This is a genomic window from Rhodoglobus galactosidasius (genome assembly GCF_054957775.1).
The window spans coordinates 212,183-231,621 of sequence record NZ_JBQIAV010000001.1 but is presented as its reverse complement, the minus strand read 5'-3'; the positions used below and the strand labels follow the sequence as shown (position 1 = coordinate 231,621).

Sequence of the window (19,439 nt, the reverse complement as noted above, 5' to 3'; positions counted from 1 at the left end):
CTTGCTCCTTGGGCGTTGGAACGAACAACACTCACCCAATGGAGGACACTATGAAGGCAGTAATCGGCGACACCGTAATCGCAGCAGCACCCCAAGAAGATCTCATCAAGATCGAGGGCAACTGGTACTTCCCCCCGGCGAGCGTGAACCACGAACTGCTTGAGAAGAGCCCCACCCCGTACCACTGCCCGTGGAAGGGTGACTGCCAGTACTTCGTCGTTAGTGCTAACGGCCAGAAATTCCAGGACCGCGCATTCAGCTACCCGAACCCACTTCCGGGTGCTGCAGAGCGTGTTGGCAAGGACTTCGCCAACTACGTGACCTTCTGGAAAGAGGTTCAGTTCGTCGACTAATCGACGGCTGATTGTGCACCGCTAGCGTCTGCGTGACTAGAAGCTGCGTGACTAGAAGCTGCGTGACGCCGAGCGGGCACCTTTCACTGTGCACATTTTCTCGTGCGCAGCTAGCGCGCCGCATTTCGGGCACGGTGGCTGCGCACTTTTGCGCGGTTGCCGCAGCGCTGCATCGAGCACCAACGACGGTTGTTTGAGCGGGATTCGTCGTAGAAGACGAGAGTGCAGTCATCGGCGGCGCACTCACGAATCCGTTCATGCTGCTCAACGCCGAACAGGAACACGGCCTCGCGGGCCATCGTTGAGAGCGCTTGGCTGGTGCGAACGGTGGTGCGGCCCGCTTTCATGCCGCCTCCCGCTAGGCGGGGCGGGACATCCGGCGTTGCTGCAAAAAGGTTTATTACGTCGACCTGTTTGGGGTCGGGTGTCTCGTTCACACTTAGTGCGGATGCGATGGAGGCGATCGCTTCTCGCAAGCCTCGGGCGTCGGTCAGGTCGCGCTCGCTTACGGTGCCATCGGATGCGTCGAATCGCCCGTCGAGCCAGCTGGCTAGATCGCTGGGGGTGTGCAATTTCTCCCACAGAGGGTTGTTGCCCATTGCGCCGGTATAGGCGAAGTCGAGGGCGCGCGCGCCAGAGTCAAACCACCACTGGCGTGAGCTGCGTGAGGTGAACCATTGGCCGGTTGAGCCAGAACTGCTGGTAACAGTAGGAGTGTCGGGATGTTGCACCTAACCATTATCGCCGGTTACAGCGCTGCCGTGACCCGTTTTACGGGCGCGACGCTGCTCGGCGCACCCACTCAATGCGGTGAGCGGTGTCGAAGCGGCGCGAGCAGAGCCCACACGCGAGAGTTCGTGTCGGTTTGCGGTAGCGGTAGTGCTGGTGACCTGCCGCACACGTGCCCACCCAGGGGGCGAATTCGTCGGCGATTGCGCCGCCGTGTAGTCGCTTGCCCTCGTACCCGAGTTCGCGAGCGACTTTCTTCCACTCGGCTCCGTGCCCCGCGCCAGGACCGGCCATTGCGTGCGCGACTTCGTGAAGCAGTACCTGATGGATCTCGTCATCCTCATAGCGTGCAGCCAGATACTTCGAGACGGAGATGCGTTTGTGCGTGTAATTGCACAAGCCTGCCCGGGTTTTGGCGTTGTCGAACGCAAACTCCCAGCCGTTGTTTACGTGCAAACGGATCAGGGCATCAGCCCACACGCGCACTCGGGAAAGTTCAGCCACCTATCGAGGTTAATCGATAACGAGTTACTCGCGCCCCGGTTTCACGTGAAAAATACTTTTCGCCGGAGGGGGTGATTTGACCGCAGTTGCGTCGGTTACGACAGGAGAACTGCCAATAAAGTCGAGCAACTCGACCCCCGCAACCACTCTTGACGGGTGCGGTCCGCCGGCCAAGAGGCGGGGCATCCAATGAAGGGGAAGTGGTGCGGGTGAGCCCACCAGCACAATGTTGCCGAATCGCCGACCTTTAAGAATCTGTGTCTCAGCAAGTGCAGCCACATGGCCAACCGTGTGTTTGAGGGTTGCCGCCTGGCTTCGAGCAAATGCGAGCCCGGGTCCGTCGGCGACGTTCACCACAATCACGCCTTCCGGCGCAAGCAGAGTCATTGCTTCTGTGTAGAACTCGAGACTCGTTACGTGGGCTGGGGTGCGAGCTCCACTAAAGATGTCGACGACGAGCAGGTCGACGGCGCCGCGCAAGCCCGGCGGGAACTTTGCGAGCACTTCACGCGCATCGCCGTGGCGAACGCGAATGGATGCCTGCTTCGACCACGGAAGTTCCTTGCGAACAAAGTCAACGAGATCCGATTCCAGCTCGACAACCTGTTGGCGCGAGCCTGGGCGTGTGGCCTCAACGTAGCGGGGAAGCGTGAGTGCGCCACCGCCGAGGTGAACGGCGGTGATGGGTGCGCCCGATTCCGTGAGTTGGTCGATCACGTGCCCCATGCGCTGCACGTACTCAAAGAACAGCTCGCTGGGGTCATCCATGTTCACGTGGGATTGCGGTGTGCCATCGACAGTGAGCGTGTATGCGCCGTCCATCCACCTATCGGGTGCGATCTCGGCAGGGAGGCCGCTGAGTTTCAAAGTGATTGTTGGATGCTCGGCCATGTCAATGACCTTGCCACAGTCCGGTGCACCCGGAGTCGCACGCCGGTGTGGCACGCCCGTAGGTGCGAGTGATGAGGGGATACGGTGAAGCATGGTCGATGTGAACCGTGAGCTTCCCCCTCACCTGCGGGCGCAGTTGAATGCGCAGTCCTATGTTGGGCCGGCCACTTTCGGTATGCGGCCGATGCTGAGCGAGCCAGAACAGCTCGACTCATGGAAGCCCGATGTTGCCGTCGTGGGTGCACCGTGGGATGACAGCACCACTAACCGGCCTGGAGCGCGTTTCGGACCTCGGGCTTTGCGGGCCAGCGCCTACGACCCCGGCACCTATCACCTCGATCTCGGCGTCGAGATCTTCGACCACCTCGATGTCATTGACTACGGGGATGCCGTAACGAGTCACGGAATGTGGGAGCTGTCGAAGGTGGCCATTCACGAGCGCGTCTCGCAGGTCGCCAGTCGCGGAATCATTCCGTTCATCATTGGTGGCGACCACTCCATTACGTGGCCGGCGGCTACCGCGGTCGCTGAGCACCACGGTTTCGGCAATGTGGTGATGATCCACTTTGATGCCCATGCCGACACGGCAAACATTCTCGAGGGCAATCTGGCTAGCCATGGCACGCCCATGCGGCGGCTCATTGAGTCTGGGGCGATTCCCGGGCCCAACTTCTTGCAGGTTGGACTGCGCGGTTACTGGCCGGGCGAAGAAGACCAGCAGTGGATGCGGGACAACGGCCTCAAGCACTTCATGATGCAAGAGTTTTGGGAGCGCGGAGTGAAGGCTGTGATCCCTGATGTCATTGCCGCGGCGAAGGCTCGAGCATCCAAGGTCTACATCTCGATCGACATCGATGTGCTCGACCCCGGCTTCGCCCCAGCAACCGGAACGCCAGAGCCCGGCGGCTTCGCACCCATTGATTTGCTGCGCATAGTGCGCCAAATTGTGCTCGAAACGGATGTCGTTGGTTTCGACATCATGGAGGTCGCTCCGGCGTATGACCACGCCGATATCACGGTGAATAATGCCCACCGGTTGATCTGGGAAGCGTTCGGTGCGCTGGCCGCAAAGAAGCGTGCTGCAGGACTCACAGCAAACCCCTAGCCGAAATCACGAATTTGGTCAAGAATCAGCTGGACACGGCGCGGCAATCGGGCTTATAGTAGATCCTTGCGCTCCCAGACAATTTAAGCAGTCATATTGCGGACAGCTGGGTGCCCCGAGTATAGCGGCGGGGTGTTTCTGGTGAGCATTTCATTACCGACCGTCAATTATCTTGACAGACGAACCCGACGGGGTTCACGGAGGTTGTTCCTTGGCTGCTGCGCGCGATGCGTCCACCAATAAGTCCCCGAAAAACGGCCGCTCAGCTTCGCGGCTTTCTTTCGCAAAAATCACTGACACGCTAACGGTTCCCGATCTGCTCGCATTGCAGACCGAGAGCTTTGACTGGCTCGTCGGAAACGACATCTGGAAGCAGCGTGTAACTGACGGCGTTGCTGCCGGTCGCACTGATCTGCCGACACGCAGTGGTCTCGACGAAATCTTTGAAGAGATTTCGCCGATCGAAGACCTCGGCGAGACGATGCAGTTGTCGTTCACCGAACCTGAGCTCGAAGAGCCCAAGTACTCGATTGACGAGTGCAAGGAGCGCGGCAAGACATTTGCTGCACCTCTCTATGTGAACGCCGAGTTCATGAACCACCTCACCGGTGAGATCAAGACTCAGACCGTGTTCATGGGTGACTTCCCGCTCATGACCGCCCGCGGTACCTTCATCATCAACGGAACCGAGCGCGTCGTTGTATCGCAGCTGGTGCGTTCGCCCGGTGTGTACTTTGACCGCCAGCCCGAAAAGCTCAGCGACAAAGACATTTACTCGGCTCGCATCATCCCGAGCCGTGGCGCTTGGCTTGAGTTCGAGATCGACAAGCGCGACCAGGTCGGCGTCCGTATCGACCGCAAGCGCAAGCAGTCGGTCACCGTCTTCCTCAAGGCCCTCGGCCTGTCGAGCGAAGAGATCCTCGAGGAGTTCAAGGGCTTCCCGTCGATCGAAGCAACCTTGGAGAAAGACAACATCCTCACCAAGGAAGAGGCGCTCAAGGACATCTACCGCAAGCTGCGTCCAGGCGAGCAGGTTGCTGCCGAAGCCGCACGCGCGCTTCTCGACAACTTCTACTTCAACTCCAAGCGCTACGACCTCGCAAAGGTTGGTCGCTACAAGATCAACCGCAAGCTCGGTCTCGACACTGACATTAAAGAGTCGGTGCTCACCGTTGAAGACATCATCGCGACCATCAAGTACATGGTTTCGCTTCACGACAACTCGGCTCCCAACGTTGCGGTAAGCGACAGCGGAGTGGCCAGCATCAAGGGTGTCCGCGACGGCAAGAAGGTGGATGTTCGTCTCGACGTTGACGACATCGACCACTTCGGCAACCGTCGTATCCGCGCCGTGGGTGAGCTCATCCAGAACCAGGTTCGTACCGGCCTCAGCCGTATGGAGCGTGTTGTTCGCGAGCGCATGACCACGCAGGACATCGAAGCGATCACCCCGCAGACCCTGATCAACGTGCGCCCCGTCGTCGCCGCGATCAAGGAGTTCTTCGGTACTTCGCAGCTCTCGCAGTTCATGGATCAGAACAACCCGCTCGCGGGACTGACCCACAAGCGTCGCCTTTCGGCGCTGGGCCCAGGTGGTTTGAGCCGTGAGCGCGCAGGCGTTGAGGTTCGAGACGTTCACCCCTCTCACTACGGCCGTATGTGCCCGATTGAGACTCCTGAAGGCCCCAACATTGGTCTGATTGGTTCGCTCGCATCGTTCGCCCGGATTAACGCATTCGGTTTCATCGAGACCCCGTACCGTCGCCTCATTAAGGGTACCGTTTCGACCACGATCGATTACTTGACTGCAAGCGAAGAAGATGACTTCATCGTTGCGCAGGCAAACGCACCGCTCACCAAGGACATGAAGTTCGCTGAGCCCCGCGTTCTTGCGCGTAAGAAGGGTGGCGAGGTTGACCTCGTTCCCGTAGAAGACATCGCCTACATGGATGTTTCGCCGCGCCAGATGGTGTCGGTAGCTACCTCGCTCATTCCGTTCCTCGAGCACGACGATGCAAACCGCGCACTTATGGGTGCCAACATGCAGCGTCAGGCTGTCCCGCTGCTGCGCAGCGAGAGCCCGCTTGTGGGAACCGGTATGGAAGGCTTCGCCGCAATTGACGCCGGTGACGTTGTCACCACGCTCAAGGCTGGTGTTGTTTCCGAGGTTTCGGCCGACGTCGTTGTTGTTCAGCTGGATGAGGGAGGAACGCAGGAATACTTCCTGCGCAAGTTCGACCGCTCCAACCAGGGCACGAGCTACAACCACCGCGTCATCGTCAGCGCCGGAGAACGCGTCGAAGAGGGTCAGGTTATTGCTGATGGCCCCGCGACCGAGAACGGCGAGCTCGCACTCGGAAAGAACCTCCTCGTGGCATTCATGCCGTGGGAGGGTCACAACTTCGAGGACGCGATCATCCTGAGCCAGAACCTGGTGAAGGACGACGTACTGTCGTCAATCCACATCGAAGAATATGAAGTGGATGCTCGCGACACCAAGCTCGGTAAAGAAGAGATCACGCGCGACCTGCCGAACGTTAGCCCAGAAATCTTGGCTGACCTCGACGAGCGTGGAATCATCCGCATCGGTGCAGAGGTTCGTCCAGGCGACATCCTCGTTGGCAAGGTAACGCCTAAGGGCGAGACCGAGCTTTCGGCTGAAGAACGCCTGCTGCGCGCCATCTTCAACGAGAAGAGCCGCGAAGTTCGCGACACCTCGCTGAAGGTTCCCCACGGTGAAGCCGGAACGATCATTGCTGTCAAGGAGTTCTCCGCAGACAACGATGACGAGCTCGGCTCTGGCGTTAACCAGCGTGTTGTTGTGTACATCGCCCAGAAGCGCAAGATCACCGAAGGTGACAAGCTCGCTGGTCGTCACGGCAACAAGGGTGTTATCTCGAAGATTCTGCCTGTCGAAGACATGCCGTTCCTCGCAGATGGAACCCCGGTTGACATCATCCTGAACCCGCTGGGTATCCCCGGTCGAATGAACTTCGGTCAGGTACTCGAAACGCACCTCGGTTGGGTTGCGAAGCAGGGTTGGGAAGTTGAAGGAAAGCCGGAGTGGGCACGTTCGCTGCCCGAGCAGGCCTTCAGCGCCGAGCCAGGCACCAAGGTTGCTACCCCGGTATTCGACGGTGCGTACGAAGAGGAGATCGCGGGTCTGCTTGACTCCACGACCCCCACTCGTGACGGCGTTCGACTCATCGACTCCTCGGGCAAGACCCCGCTGTTCGATGGTCGTTCGGGAGAGCCGTTCCCGGCTCCCGTTTCGGTCGGTTACATGTATATCCTCAAGCTGCACCACCTCGTTGACGACAAGATCCACGCTCGTTCGACGGGTCCATACTCGATGATCACCCAGCAGCCGTTGGGTGGTAAGGCGCAGTTCGGTGGACAGCGCTTCGGTGAGATGGAAGTGTGGGCACTTGAGGCATACGGTGCCGCATACGCACTGCAGGAGCTTCTGACGATCAAGTCGGATGACATCCTCGGCCGCGTCAAGGTATACGAAGCCATTGTTAAGGGCGAGAACATCCAGGAGCCCGGTATCCCCGAGAGCTTCAAGGTGCTCATCAAGGAAATGCAGTCGCTGTGCCTCAATGTCGAAGTTCTTTCGGCCGACGGTTCAACGGTCAACCTCCGCGACACGGACGACGAAGCCTTCCGTGCGGCAGAAGAGTTGGGCATCAACATTTCAGCGCGGTTCGAGTCCTCGTCTGTTGACGAGATTTAACCCGACCGAATACGACTGCACAACTTTCGAAGAGAGAAGATAAATTGCTCGACGTTCACGCGTTTGATGAAATCAAAATCGGTCTCGCTACCGCCGACGACATTCGTCGCTGGTCGCACGGTGAGGTTAAGAAGCCAGAGACCATTAACTACCGCACACTCAAGCCGGAGAAGGATGGTCTGTTCGGTGAACAGATCTTCGGACCTTCCCGTGACTGGGAGTGCTCCTGTGGCAAGTACAAGCGTGTCCGCTTTAAGGGCATCGTTTGTGAGCGCTGTGGTGTTGAAGTAACCAAGTCGGCTGTGCGCCGTGAGCGCATGGGCCACATTGAGCTCGCCGCTCCGGTTACCCACATCTGGTACTTCAAGGGTGTTCCCAGCCGTCTCGGTTATCTGCTTGACATGGCGCCGAAGGACCTCGAAAAGGTCATCTACTTCGCTGCATACATGATCATTTCGGTTGACGAAGAGGGCCGTCACGCTGACATGCCTGCGCTTGAGAACGAGATCCGTCTCGAAATCAAGACGCTTGAAGGCCAGCGCGATTCCCGTATCGCCGACCGCTTGACCAAGTTCGAGGAAGACCTCGCCGCTCTGGAAGAAGAGGGCGCCAAGGCCGACCAGAAGCGTCGCGTCAAGGATGCAGCTGAAAAAGAGATGAGCCAGCTGCGCAAGTCCATCGACGAGCAGATCTCACAGCTCGAGCGCGTCTGGGACGACTTCCGCAGCCTCAAGATTGGTGACCTCAAGCCTGAGGATTCCGTCTTCCAAGAGCTGCAGGATCGTTTCGGAAGCTACTTCGAGGCATTCATGGGTGCTGAAGCAATCAAGAAGCGCCTTCAGGCATTCGACCTCGCACTTGAGAGTGTTGAACTGCACGATCAGATCGCCAACGGCAAGGGTCAGAAGAAGATCCGCGCAATCAAGCGACTGCGCGTAGTCAATTCCTTCCTGCAGACCGGCAACTCGCCGGCAGCGATGGTGCTCGACGTTGTTCCGGTTATTCCTCCGGAGCTGCGCCCGATGGTTCAGTTGGATGGTGGCCGCTTTGCGACCTCCGACCTCAACGACCTCTACCGTCGTGTGATCAACCGCAACAACCGTCTGCGTCGTCTCCTTGACCTTGGTGCTCCCGAGATCATCGTCAACAACGAGAAGCGCATGCTTCAGGAGGCCGTTGATGCACTGTTCGACAACGGTCGTCGTGGTCGCCCCGTTACCGGTACCGGCAACCGTGCTCTCAAGTCCTTGAGTGACATGCTCAAGGGTAAGCAGGGTCGTTTCCGCCAGAACCTACTCGGAAAGCGCGTTGACTACTCCGGTCGTTCAGTGATCATCGTTGGCCCGCAGCTCAAGCTGCACCAGTGTGGTCTGCCTAAGCAGATGGCTCTTGAACTCTTCAAGCCGTTTGTTATCAAGCGCCTGATCGACTTGAGCCACGCACAGAACATCAAGAGTGCCAAGCGCATGGTTGAGCGTGCACGTCCGCAGGTATGGGATGTGCTCGAGGAGATCATTCGTGAGCGCCCTGTGCTGCTGAACCGTGCACCTACCCTGCACCGTTTGGGCATCCAGGCATTCGAACCTCAGCTCGTTGAGGGTAAGGCTATTCAGCTTCACCCTCTCGTCTGTGCTGCGTTCAACGCTGACTTCGATGGTGACCAGATGGCTGTTCACCTTCCGTTGTCGGTCGAAGCACAGGCTGAAGCTCGCATCCTGATGCTCGCAAGCAACAACATCCTCAAGCCGTCTGACGGCCGCCCAGTGACACTTCCTACACAGGACATGATCATCGGTCTGCACCACTTGACGACGCTGAAGGAAGATGTTGCTGGCGAAGGCCGTGCGTTCTCGTCGGTTGCTGAAGCGATCCTCGCGTTCGATCAGCACTCGCTCGACCTCAACGCCAAGGTGCGTCTGCGTCTCGACAACGTGTACCTCTCTGAAGAAGATGCCCCTGAGGGCTTCGTTCAGGGACAGTCCAAGCTCATGGAGACGACCCTCGGTCGTGCCCTCTTCAACGAGGCTCTCCCCGCGGACTACCCGTACATCGAGTCGCTTGCTGACAAGGGCCAGATTTCGGCAATCGTCAACGACCTTGCTGAACGCTACGAGAAGGTGCAGGTTGCTGCAGCCCTCGACGCGATCAAGGATGCTGGTTTCCACTGGGCTACCCGTTCAGGTGTAACCGTTGCGCTGTCTGACATCGTGACGCCGCCGAACAAGCCGGAAATCATCGGACGCTACGAGAAGTTGGCTTCTAAGGTTCAGGGCCAGTTCGAGAAGGGGCTTACGACCGACGCCGAGCGTCGCCAAGAGCTCATCGAGATCTGGAACAAGGCAACCGCAGAAGTTGCCACTGCCATGCAGTCGAACTTCCGCACAGACAACAACATCAACCGCATGGTGTCGTCTGGTGCTCGTGGTAACTGGATGCAGGTTCGTCAGATCGCCGGTATGCGTGGTCTGGTATCGAACCCGAAGGGTGAGATCATTCCTCGCCCGATCGTCCACTCCTACAAGGAAGGCCTGACCGTAGCCGAGTACTTCATCTCGACTCACGGTGCTCGTAAGGGCTTGGCTGACACCGCACTGCGTACCGCAGACTCTGGTTACCTCACGCGTCGACTTGTTGACGTATCGCAGGATGTCATCATTCGTGAAAACGACTGTGGCACCGGCAAGGGACTCGACATGCCCATCGCAGCGCAGGACGCTGATGGCAAGTGGATTCTTGACGACAACGTCGAGAACTCGGTCTACGCACGCAGCCTCGCTGCAGACGCCACCAACGACAAGGGCACTGTTGTTGCCTCGGCTGGTGCCGACGTCGGAGACGTTCTGCTCGAGAAGCTGGTTGCTGCCGGAGTTCACAGCATCAAGGTTCGTTCGGTGCTGACGTGTGAGTCCGCTGTTGGTGTGTGCGCAGTCTGCTACGGCCGCTCACTCGCTACCGGGCTTCTCGTTGACATCGGTGAGGCGGTCGGAATTATCGCCGCACAGTCGATCGGTGAGCCCGGTACCCAGCTGACCATGCGTACCTTCCACACTGGTGGTGTTGCTTCGGCAGACGACATTACGCAGGGTCTTCCCCGCGTTACGGAACTCTTCGAAGCTCGTACCCCTAAGGGTGCAAGCCCCATTGCAGAAGCCGCTGGTCGCGTCACGATCGAAGACACCGACCGCAGTCGCAAGCTGATCCTCACGCCAGACAATGGCGACGAGCCCATCGCTTACCCGATCCTGCGTCGTGCGACCCTCCTGATTGAGGATGGCGAGCACGTAGAACTCGGCAAGCAGCTTCACGTGGGAAACGTTGACCCGAAGGAAGTTCTTCGAGTCCGTGGTGTCCGTGCCGTGCAGCAGCACCTCGTCGATGGTGTTCAGGGCGTTTATCGCTCGCAGGGTGTACCGATTCACGATAAGCACATTGAGGTCATCGTTCGGCAGATGCTCCGCAAGGTGACTGTTGTTGACCACGGTGACACCGGGCTGCTTCCTGGTGAGCTCGTTGATCGTTCCAAGTACAACGACCTCAACCGGTCGGTACTCACCGAGGGCAAGGCAACGGCATCCGCGCGTCAGGAGATCTTGGGAATCACCAAGGCTTCGCTGGCAACCGAGTCGTGGCTGTCGGCCGCGTCGTTCCAGGAGACCACCCGCGTTCTTACGCAGGCGGCAATGGAGGGCAAGTCCGATCCGCTTATGGGGCTCAAGGAGAACGTCATCATCGGTAAGCTCATCCCGGCTGGTACGGGATTGCCGCGCTACCGCGATGTATCGGTCGAGGCAACGGAAGAGGCGAAAGCCGAACGTTATCCCAACCGCATCTTCGCTGATGATGCAAGCCTCAGTGAGAGCGACTTGAGCTTTGTCGACTTCGACAGCTTCAGCTCAAACGACTCAACACCGGGAACCTACAACTAAGTAGTCTCGGCGTCACCTTCGGGTGATACCACCGAAGGGCCCCTCGTCATCGCGACGAGGGGCCCTTCGTCAATCTTGATTCGCGCGTAATCGTCGCTATCGGCCACTGACGGCGCTCATCGACTTTCCCGGCCAGCCCGAGATGCACCGTGCGCACACAGGTAGGTAACGCCATGTCGCCCCTGCCGCCGCATCTGCGCAAATCACTGACCTGGGATCAGGGAGCGGAGATGGCCGAGTATCGGCAGTTTCAGGATGAAACAAGCATCCCGGTCTACTTCTGCGACCCGCATTCGCCCTGGCAGCGAGGCTCAAACGAGAACGCCGACGGGTTAACCCGCCAGTATTTCCAGCTTGTTGAATGGGGGTAGGAATCGTGGGTCTGCAGCCTATGATTCTCAGATCGTGGCTGGTCTCGCTCGAGTATTTCCTGTCGACCATCTTCTGGTCTGGCTTTCTTAGGGCGTGCGGGCCGGCCACGATCTCCTGGCGGCGTGGCTTGAGAGAGGCTTGGACATGTTCTGGAAGCTGGTTTGCCCTCCGCCAATTCCATCGAATGAACTGAGCTGGAGGGCATGTGATGTCGTCGACGATTATTGGTATTGACCCGCACAAGGAGAGCTGGACAGCCGTCGCTGTCGATCCCCGCGGGCAGAAACTCGCGGCGCTGCGGGCGCCAGTCACCCCAAGGGAACCAACTTGGACCTCCACAGTCCAGAACGACTGGCGGAAGTCGCTGCAAAGATCAACGCGCGGCCGCGCGAATCATGCAGCTGGGAACCAGCCCAGCGGCACTTCGATAGGCTCAAAGAAATAGCCCACATTTGATCGAGTGTTGCGACGTTCGCTAGAAAACGCCCTCCCGGCAGAATGGCCTGGAGGAGGGAGAAGTAGGCCCTCCGCGCTATGCGTCGTGGCGGTGTCGGGCACGGCCGCTGGGTAACACAGCGTTTGTGGGCGCTCCGCCGCTCGGCCCAGCGCGGGCAACTTGAGTGATCGCGCGTCGGGCGCGGCGAACAAAGCGGGCAGCACGCCAGGCTCCATAGATGACAACCGCGAGCAGGAGTAGACCGATCCCGAGGAGCAGCCAGGGGGCATAGATAACGCTGGTCTGCGCGTGGTCGGTGCCTGCCTCGGAGGTGATCGTTGCCTTTGCGGTGCCGGCCTGGATGGGGGGCGCCTGGGCTAGGCGGGCTTGCAGGTCGAGACTTTCCCCGGGGAGGATGCTCTCGGGTGGGTCGAAGTTAAGTTCGGTGTTTGCTCCTACCCAGCCGCTGAGATCAACTGTGCCGGTCGGATGCAGGATGGTGTTCCCGGTATTGCGCAGTGGCAGGGTGAATGTGACGCTGTCCGCTGTTTGCTTCCAGCTCAGGTCTCCAAGCTCCAATGACTTGAGCGCTGTGCCTGCGACGTTGAGGTAGATCCGTACCCCTTGGCGCTGGATGACGTCCACGCGCACAGCGGTGTCACCGCCGACTATGGAGGTTTCGCCCTCCACCGGTGGGCTTTGGATGATCAAACCGCCGGCGTAGTCGCCCGGTGGGGTATTGGCGGGCACACTGAGTCGGAAGGGAACCTTCAAGTCCGAGTTCGCGGGCACCGTGATCTGAGCGGTGTCCAACTTCACCCAGGCCCCAACGCCTGCCCGAGGATCTGTTTGGGAGGCGAAGGAGAAGGTTCCCTGGGGGCTGCTTTGGCCGTCTACCGGATAGGTGAGCAGAGTCACCGGGGTATCGGTTTGGTTGCTGACGATTGCTGTGGCATCGGTGGCTGCGCCCGGGTAGAGAGAAAGGTGGAAGAACTCTGACTCGTTCGACGGCCGGATTCCCAGGGTTCCGTTTTCGACCGCCGCTGCGGGTCCGGCGGTGGCGAGCAAAGCAAGAGCCAGCACGCCTACCGTCACGGCAATACGTAGAGATCGGTGCGGCCGGGCGCGAGGAATGGTCACAGAGAATCCTTGAGAAGTTCACCGGGTGGTCCCGGATGGGTCGAGGTGTCAAAAAATGAGGTGTCAAGCTGAGAGTGCCGTGTCGTCTGGCCAGAAATCAGGGTGCCAGCCGGGCTTCCAATGACGTTGGAGGTGCAGCCCGCCGGTCGGCGCCTCTGGTGGGCACGGCCGGCGGGCTGCTCAACACGTTCGCTGTTAGCCGATGGTGTACGTGACGGTGGTCACGTACGGGTTCAACGTGGTCGTGCCGACGGCGCCGGAGTAGTTGGACCGGAAGGCATTGGCGGGGATGGCGAGGCTGAACGAGGGGGTCAGCGTGTAGGTCCCCTTGTTCGGGCCCGCTGCCGCCACCAGTGCCTGGGATGTTGTGAGCATCGTCAGGGCAGGTGCGGTGATTCCAGTAGCGGGGTCAGCGCCCGTGCCCGGGGTGATCGTGCCCGGGGTGATTTTCAGATTGCCGACCGGAATGGTTCGGGCGACTGTTTCGGCGGTTCCTGCCGCGCTCGTGGGGACCGTGGCACTGACGGACAGGGTCCAAGCCGCGCCGGTACCGCGGGCGTCTTTGATGCTCCACTGTGCGGAGGAACCCGTAGCGGCCTGCGTGTTGGATCCGTCAAGCGTCACGCCGCTCAGCGTGACACCAGCCGTGGTGGAAGTCAGAGCGCCACCGGAGATGGTGGAATCGACCACGTCCGCCATGGCTGGTGTGAGTCCGACTGTGAGTAGGAGAGCGGAGGCAGCGACAACGCCAGCAACCTTGGAAATTTTACGCACGGTAATGCTCCTTATTATTTGTTTGAATTGCTTGTTGGTGACTTATGAGACTGAAACGACAGGCACCTGGTGCAGATCGAATCGCCGAATCCGGAGACGGAGGGTGATGCATAACCGACCGACGAAGTCGGGGCGGCGTTTGTGCCTTTTTCGACTGACGTTGAGAACCGCCATGCCAACGACCGCAAGAGTTCAAGCTAACAGTGCAGTGTGGGGCGTGGGGAGCCCCAGAACGGGGCGCCTACCCCCACCCCGCTTTTCCCCGGCGAAGGACGCTGTCCGATGTGAGCCGGACAAACAACGGGCGGAATAAGTCAGACGTCCACCGACAAAGTTACCGCGAGGACCCTCTCTTTGAGGATGGCGAGCACGTAGAACTCGGCAAGCAGCTTCACGTGGGAAACGTTGACCCGAAGGAAGTTCTTCGAGTCCGTGGTGTCCGTGCCGTGCAGCAGCACCTCGTCGATGGTGTTCAGGGCGTTTATCGCTCGCAGGGTGTGCCGATTCACGATAAGCACATTGAGGTCATCGTTCGGCAGATGCTCCGCAAGGTGACTGTTGTTGACCACGGTGACACCGGGCTGCTTCCTGGTGAGCTCGTTGATCGTTCCAAGTACAACGACCTCAACCGCTCGGTACTTACCGAGGGCAAGGCAACGGAAGAGGCGAAAGCCGAACGTTACCCCAACCGCATCTTCGCTGATGATGCAAGCCTCAGTGAGAGCGACTTGAGCTTTGACGATTTCGACAGCTTTACTTCGGGCGACTTCAAGCCCCGCACGCGGATCAGATCGACAAGCTCGATCAGCGCTGAACCACAACAGCTATGGCCCTTCACCCCGGTGGGGGGCCATACCCGTTTCTGCTTGTCTATCTGGCTTCCCCTCCTTGCTAGCCACCAGAACTAGGGTAAATTCGAAGCCTCAGGGCCATATCTAGCACTTCTTGGGAATCACGGTGTGTCGCGAGCCCATACCCCTGATACTGGGTATGGCAATGGGGGCAAAGCTAAGGTAACTTTGCAGATTCAGGGAGTAGTTTCCAGGATCCGAACCTGCTATTGCCTGAGATGTACCGGGGGCACTACTAGCAGGGGGCGGCATTGTCATCTCTAACCGAGATTCTCATCATCCGCGGAGCCATGCCCATTACGGCGATGGACAGCATTGTCGACGGCTGGAGGGGCGACGAAGAGTCGGTCAGGCAGCTAGTCGAGAACGGAACGATTTCCGCTACCGATTACGCTTCGGCCAAGGCCGCGCAGCAGGGCCTCCCCTTCATCGAGTTGACCGAATATCCGGTGGACCGTGTCTCCGTCTCGATGGTGCCCGCCGCCATGTGCCGCCGTCACGAGGTGCTCCCGATCGCATCCATCGGCAACACCCTCACGCTCGCGGTCGTCGACCCCGGCAACGTGTTCGCCGTCGACGATGTGCGCGCCGCGGTGCGCATGCAGGTGACCCTGGTGGTGGCCGAACGCAACGACCTGCTGGCCGCCATCGACCGTTACCACCGCGCGGATGGGGAGCTGAGCTCCCTGACATCCGTCCTGGAGGAGGAGAGCAGCGGCCAGGAGCTGACGCTCGCCGAAACCGAGCCCGGCATCGACGACGCCCCCATCGTGCGGTTCGTGAACTTGCTGATCAGCCAGGGCATCCAGGACAAGGCATCAGATATCCACATCGAGCCCGGCCAGTACGACATGGGCGTCCGCTACCGCATCGACGGTGTCCTGCACGAGATGCAGCGCGCGCCGAAAGCCATCCAGAATGGTGTCATCTCCCGGCTGAAGATCATGAGCGACATTGACATTGCCGAGCGCCGCAAGCCACAGGATGGCCGCCTTTCGGTGACTCACGGAGGCCGCCAGATCGACCTCCGTGTCGCCACTCTTCCCACCGTGTGGGGCGAGAAGGTCGTCATGCGTATCCTCGACAACTCGAACACGACGCTCAGCCTCACCGACCTGAATATGCTGGACAACAACCTGGCCATCTACCGCCGGTCGTTCACCAAGCCGAACGGCATGATTCTGGTGACCGGCCCGACTGGTTCTGGCAAGTCGACGACCCTGTACACGACCCTCCACGCGGTCGCGAAACCCGAGGTCAACGTCATCACCGTCGAGGACCCGGTGGAGTACCGGATGGCCGGAATCAACCAGGTGCAGGTGAACCCGAAGGCCGGCCTCACCTTCGCCAGCGCACTGCGCTCGATCCTGCGTTCCGACCCGGACGTCGTGCTGATCGGTGAGATCCGCGACCAGGAGACGGCGCAGATCGCCATCGAAGCGTCGCTCACCGGGCACCTCGTGCTCTCCACGCTGCACACCAACAACGCGCCGGCCGCGATCACGCGCCTGATCGAGATGAACATCGAACCATTCCTGGTCGGGTCCGCCCTCGACAGCGTCGTCGCCCAGCGCCTCGCGCGCCGGCTCTGCGACCGCTGCAAGCTGCCGTACGAGAGCACGGTCGAGGGCCTCGCCGCGCTCGGCTTCTTCATCGACCCGTCCCAACCCGCCCCGACCCTGTACCAGCCGGTCGGATGCACCCACTGTTCCAAAACCGGTTTCCGCGGCCGAATCGCCCTACACGAAGTGATGGCGGTCACCGAGGAGATCGAACGCTTGGCCGTCGGCCGGGCATCCAGTGCAGAGATCACGAAAGTCGCCGTCGCGCAGGGTATGGCCACCCTGCGTCAGGACGGCTGGACCAAGGCACTGCTTGGCCATACCGCCGTCGAAGAAATCCTGAGAGTTGTGGTGTAACCCATGAACAAGCCGGTCTATGAAATTTCCGTCGACGACGTCGACACCCACGCCGCCCCGCCCGCATACCTGCCGTCTAGCGTCTCCAGCCTGCCTGCCCCGCAGCCGCCCGAGAACGAGCCGTATGCAGCTTCGGCCGCCGAGGCGCCAGTCGCCCCGCCCGCAGCCCACACGCCGTCTGTCGCCCCGCCAGCCGCCAGCACGCCACTGATGGCGCCGCCGCCGGCCCCGGGGACCATGGTGCAATCCCCGGCAGCCCAGCCACCAATCGTGACCGAGACATCCGCGTTCGCATCCCACCGCGACGACGCCCTGAACGCGGACCCAGATTTGGACGCCGCCCTGCAGAAGGTGTTGATGACTGGCGGTTCCGACCTCCACGTCAGCGTAAACGCGCCGCCCATGATCCGCGTTGACGGCACCCTCGCCCCGATCGCCGGCGATCCCGTGTGGGACGCCGACCGGGTCAGCAGGGCGCTGTACAGCATCCTGACTCAGGCGCAGCGGGAGAAGTTCGACACGGAGCTGGAGTTCGACTTCGCCTACACGCTGTCGGCCAATGCCCGTTTTCGCGCCAACTTCTATCAGCAGCGCAACAACATCGGTGCGGCCTTCCGGCTCATCCCGACCGAGATCAAGAACTTGCATGACCTCGGCGTTCCGGAAACGATCGCCAACTTCGCCAAGCTGGCCCGCGGCCTGGTGCTGGTCACCGGCCCGACCGGCTCCGGCAAGTCGACCACTCTGGCCGGCGTCATCGACCTGGTCAACCGCACCCGCGCGGACCACATCATGACGGTGGAAGACCCGATCGAGTTCTTGCACTCCAACCACAAGTCGCTGGTCAACCAGCGCGAGGTGGGCCACGACACGCACAGCTTCGCCGCCGCGCTCAAGCACGTGCTGCGTCAGGACCCCGATGTCATCCTGGTCGGCGAGCTCCGCGACCTGGAGACCATCTCGGTCGCCCTCACCGCCGCGGAGACCGGGCACCTCGTGTTCGCAACGCTGCACACGCAGTCGGCGCCGCAGACCATCGACCGCATCATCGACGTGTACCCGCCGCACCAGCAGGGCCAGGTGCGGGCGCAGCTCGCCGCGACCCTGCAGGGCGTGGTCTGCCAGACGCTGGTCAAGCGCGCCAACGGCAAGGGCCGCGTCGTCGCCACGGAAGTTCTGGTCGGCACGCACGCGGTCGCCAACCTCATCCGCGAGGGCAAGACGTACCAGGTGCCGTCCGCGATGCAGGCCGGCCGCGACCTCGGCATGCACACCATGGACCAGCACCTCGCCGACCTGGTGAACTCGGGTGACGTCACGTTTGAGGCCGCCGCGGAGAAGGCGCAGGACCTGGACGTCTTCAAGCGTCTGGTCACCAGATCGGATACCCCGGCTTCCTTCGATGGCGGAATGAACTTCGGCGACAAGTTCTCGGGCGGACAGCACTAAGTGTCCGCAATCAAGGAGTTTGATTACAGCGCGAGAAACGCAACCGGCAAGGTCGTCAAGGGGCGCGTCGAGGCGGCCAGCGAGGCTGCGGCCATCAACAAGTTGCGCATACTCGGCGTCGCGCCGATCTCCGTCAACGAGGCTGGAACCGGGACAGGCCTCAAGAAAGAAATCCGTATCCCGGGGTTTGAAAAACAGGTAGGACTAAAAGACCTCGCCATCATGGCAAGGCAAATGGCGACCATGACCTCCGCTGGGCTGTCTCTCATCCGGACGCTGCAAATTCTGTCCGAGCAGACTGAGAACAAGATCTTGGCGAAGACGCTCGACACCGTCCGCGGCGAAGTCGAATCGGGGCTCTCGCTGTCTGCGGCCATGGCCCGCCAGACCAAAGTCTTCCCCCCGTTGATGACCAATCTGGTTCGAGCGGGCGAGACCGGTGGTTTTCTGGAAGGAACTCTCGTCTCGATCGCCGAGAATTTCGAGAACGACGTCAAGCTGCGGGCCACCATCAAATCAGCTCTGACCTACCCGACGGCCGTGCTGATCATGGCATTCGTCGCCGTCATCGGCATGCTGATCTTCATCGTCCCTGTATTCGAGACGATGTTCGCAGACTTGGGTGGGGCGCTGCCACTTCCTACCCAGGTCTTGGTCGTGATGTCGAAGAACATGGTCTGGGCTGGCCCGCTCCTGCTGATACTGACCGTCGGGTTCAATATTTGGTGGCGGGCAAACAAGAACGAGGAGAAAGTCCTCAAGGTCGTAGACCCGTGGAAGCTGAAGGTGCCGGTCTTCGGAGACCTTTTCACTAAGGTTGCAATCGCCCGGTTCACCCGTAACTTCTCAACAATGATGGCTGCCGGGGTTCCCATCCTCCAGTCCTTGAGTATTGTGGGCGAGACCTCCGGCAACTACGTCATCGAGCAGGCGCTCAAGAAAGTTGCTGACTCCGTGCGTTCCGGTAAGTCGGTTGCAGGCCCGCTAGCACTCGAACCCGTCTTCCCCGCGATGGTGACGCAGATGATCTCGGTGGGAGAAGATTCTGGGTCCCTGGAGGTCATGCTCGCCAAGATCGCCGACTTCTACGACCAGGAAGTCGAATCGACGGCCGAGCAGCTGACCGCCCTCATCGAACCGCTCATGATCGGCTTCATCGGACTCGTCATCGGCGGCATGATCGTCGCCTTGTACATGCCGATCTTCAGCATCTTCGAGCAGATCAAGTAGGCGGATGCCCCCAGCTTGGGGGGG

Annotated in this window: 12 protein-coding genes and 2 pseudogenes; 9 read left to right on the top strand and 5 right to left on the bottom strand. The window is 60.3% G+C overall.

What is annotated here, in order from left to right:
- Positions 1–50 precede the first annotated feature (50 nt).
- Complete coding sequence (locus ACTJJW_RS01210) at positions 51–353, top strand: DUF427 domain-containing protein (protein WP_462642148.1); 303 nt, start codon at positions 51–53, stop codon at positions 351–353.
- A gap of 110 nt (positions 354–463) precedes the next feature.
- Here ACTJJW_RS01210 and ACTJJW_RS01205 read toward each other — a convergent pair whose 3' ends face one another.
- From ACTJJW_RS01205 to ACTJJW_RS01195, 3 genes are read right to left on the bottom strand one after another with little or no spacing between them, the layout of a single operon-like run.
- Positions 464–1,084, bottom strand: a complete 621-nt coding sequence (locus ACTJJW_RS01205) for a CGNR zinc finger domain-containing protein (protein ID WP_462642147.1) — start codon at positions 1,082–1,084, stop codon at positions 464–466.
- A gap of 40 nt (positions 1,085–1,124) precedes the next feature.
- Positions 1,125–1,586 (bottom strand): SprT-like domain-containing protein, encoded by a 462-nt coding sequence (locus tag ACTJJW_RS01200; RefSeq protein ID WP_462642146.1) that lies wholly within the window; start codon positions 1,584–1,586, stop codon positions 1,125–1,127.
- Between the two features lie 24 nt (positions 1,587–1,610).
- Positions 1,611–2,477, bottom strand: a complete 867-nt coding sequence (locus tag ACTJJW_RS01195; protein WP_462642145.1) for a spermidine synthase — start codon at positions 2,475–2,477, stop codon at positions 1,611–1,613.
- Between the two features lie 91 nt (positions 2,478–2,568).
- On the opposite strand from ACTJJW_RS01195, the gene speB reads away from it, so the two are divergent.
- From speB to ACTJJW_RS01175, 4 genes and pseudogenes are all read left to right on the top strand, one after another.
- The gene (gene speB, locus ACTJJW_RS01190; RefSeq protein WP_462642144.1) at positions 2,569–3,582 is read left to right on the top strand and encodes an agmatinase; all 1,014 of its coding nucleotides are present in this window, start codon (positions 2,569–2,571) and stop codon (positions 3,580–3,582) included.
- 211 nt (positions 3,583–3,793) lie between these two features.
- A complete protein-coding gene (gene rpoB, locus ACTJJW_RS01185) occupies positions 3,794–7,318 on the top strand; it encodes a DNA-directed RNA polymerase subunit beta (protein WP_462642143.1) in 3,525 nt (1,174 codons plus the stop codon).
- Between the two features lie 44 nt (positions 7,319–7,362).
- Positions 7,363–11,244: a DNA-directed RNA polymerase subunit beta' gene (locus tag ACTJJW_RS01180; RefSeq protein ID WP_462642142.1), complete on the top strand. Its 3,882-nt coding sequence runs from the start codon at positions 7,363–7,365 to the stop codon at positions 11,242–11,244.
- Positions 11,245–11,393: 149 nt separating this feature from the next.
- Positions 11,394–11,594, top strand: a pseudogene (locus ACTJJW_RS01175) (IS30 family transposase); the annotation flags it as partial.
- Positions 11,595–12,148: 554 nt separating this feature from the next.
- On the opposite strand, the gene ACTJJW_RS01170 reads toward ACTJJW_RS01175, so the two are convergent.
- Both ACTJJW_RS01170 and ACTJJW_RS01165 read right to left on the bottom strand, forming a co-directional pair.
- Positions 12,149–13,192 (bottom strand): WxL protein peptidoglycan domain-containing protein, encoded by a 1,044-nt coding sequence (locus ACTJJW_RS01170; protein ID WP_462642141.1) that lies wholly within the window; start codon positions 13,190–13,192, stop codon positions 12,149–12,151.
- 195 nt (positions 13,193–13,387) lie between these two features.
- The gene (locus ACTJJW_RS01165; RefSeq protein WP_462642140.1) at positions 13,388–13,966 is read right to left on the bottom strand and encodes a WxL domain-containing protein; all 579 of its coding nucleotides are present in this window, start codon (positions 13,964–13,966) and stop codon (positions 13,388–13,390) included.
- A gap of 338 nt (positions 13,967–14,304) precedes the next feature.
- On the opposite strand from ACTJJW_RS01165, the pseudogene ACTJJW_RS01160 reads away from it, so the two are divergent.
- From ACTJJW_RS01160 to ACTJJW_RS01145, 4 genes and pseudogenes are all read left to right on the top strand, one after another.
- Positions 14,305–14,874, top strand: a pseudogene (locus ACTJJW_RS01160) (hypothetical protein); the annotation flags it as partial.
- A gap of 194 nt (positions 14,875–15,068) precedes the next feature.
- Positions 15,069–16,736: a GspE/PulE family protein gene (locus ACTJJW_RS01155; protein WP_462642139.1), complete on the top strand. Its 1,668-nt coding sequence runs from the start codon at positions 15,069–15,071 to the stop codon at positions 16,734–16,736.
- A gap of 3 nt (positions 16,737–16,739) precedes the next feature.
- Positions 16,740–18,185: a type IV pilus twitching motility protein PilT gene (locus tag ACTJJW_RS01150; protein WP_462642138.1), complete on the top strand. Its 1,446-nt coding sequence runs from the start codon at positions 16,740–16,742 to the stop codon at positions 18,183–18,185.
- Positions 18,186–19,415 (top strand): type II secretion system F family protein, encoded by a 1,230-nt coding sequence (locus ACTJJW_RS01145; protein ID WP_462642137.1) that lies wholly within the window; start codon positions 18,186–18,188, stop codon positions 19,413–19,415.
- Positions 19,416–19,439: the final 24 nt, after the last annotated feature.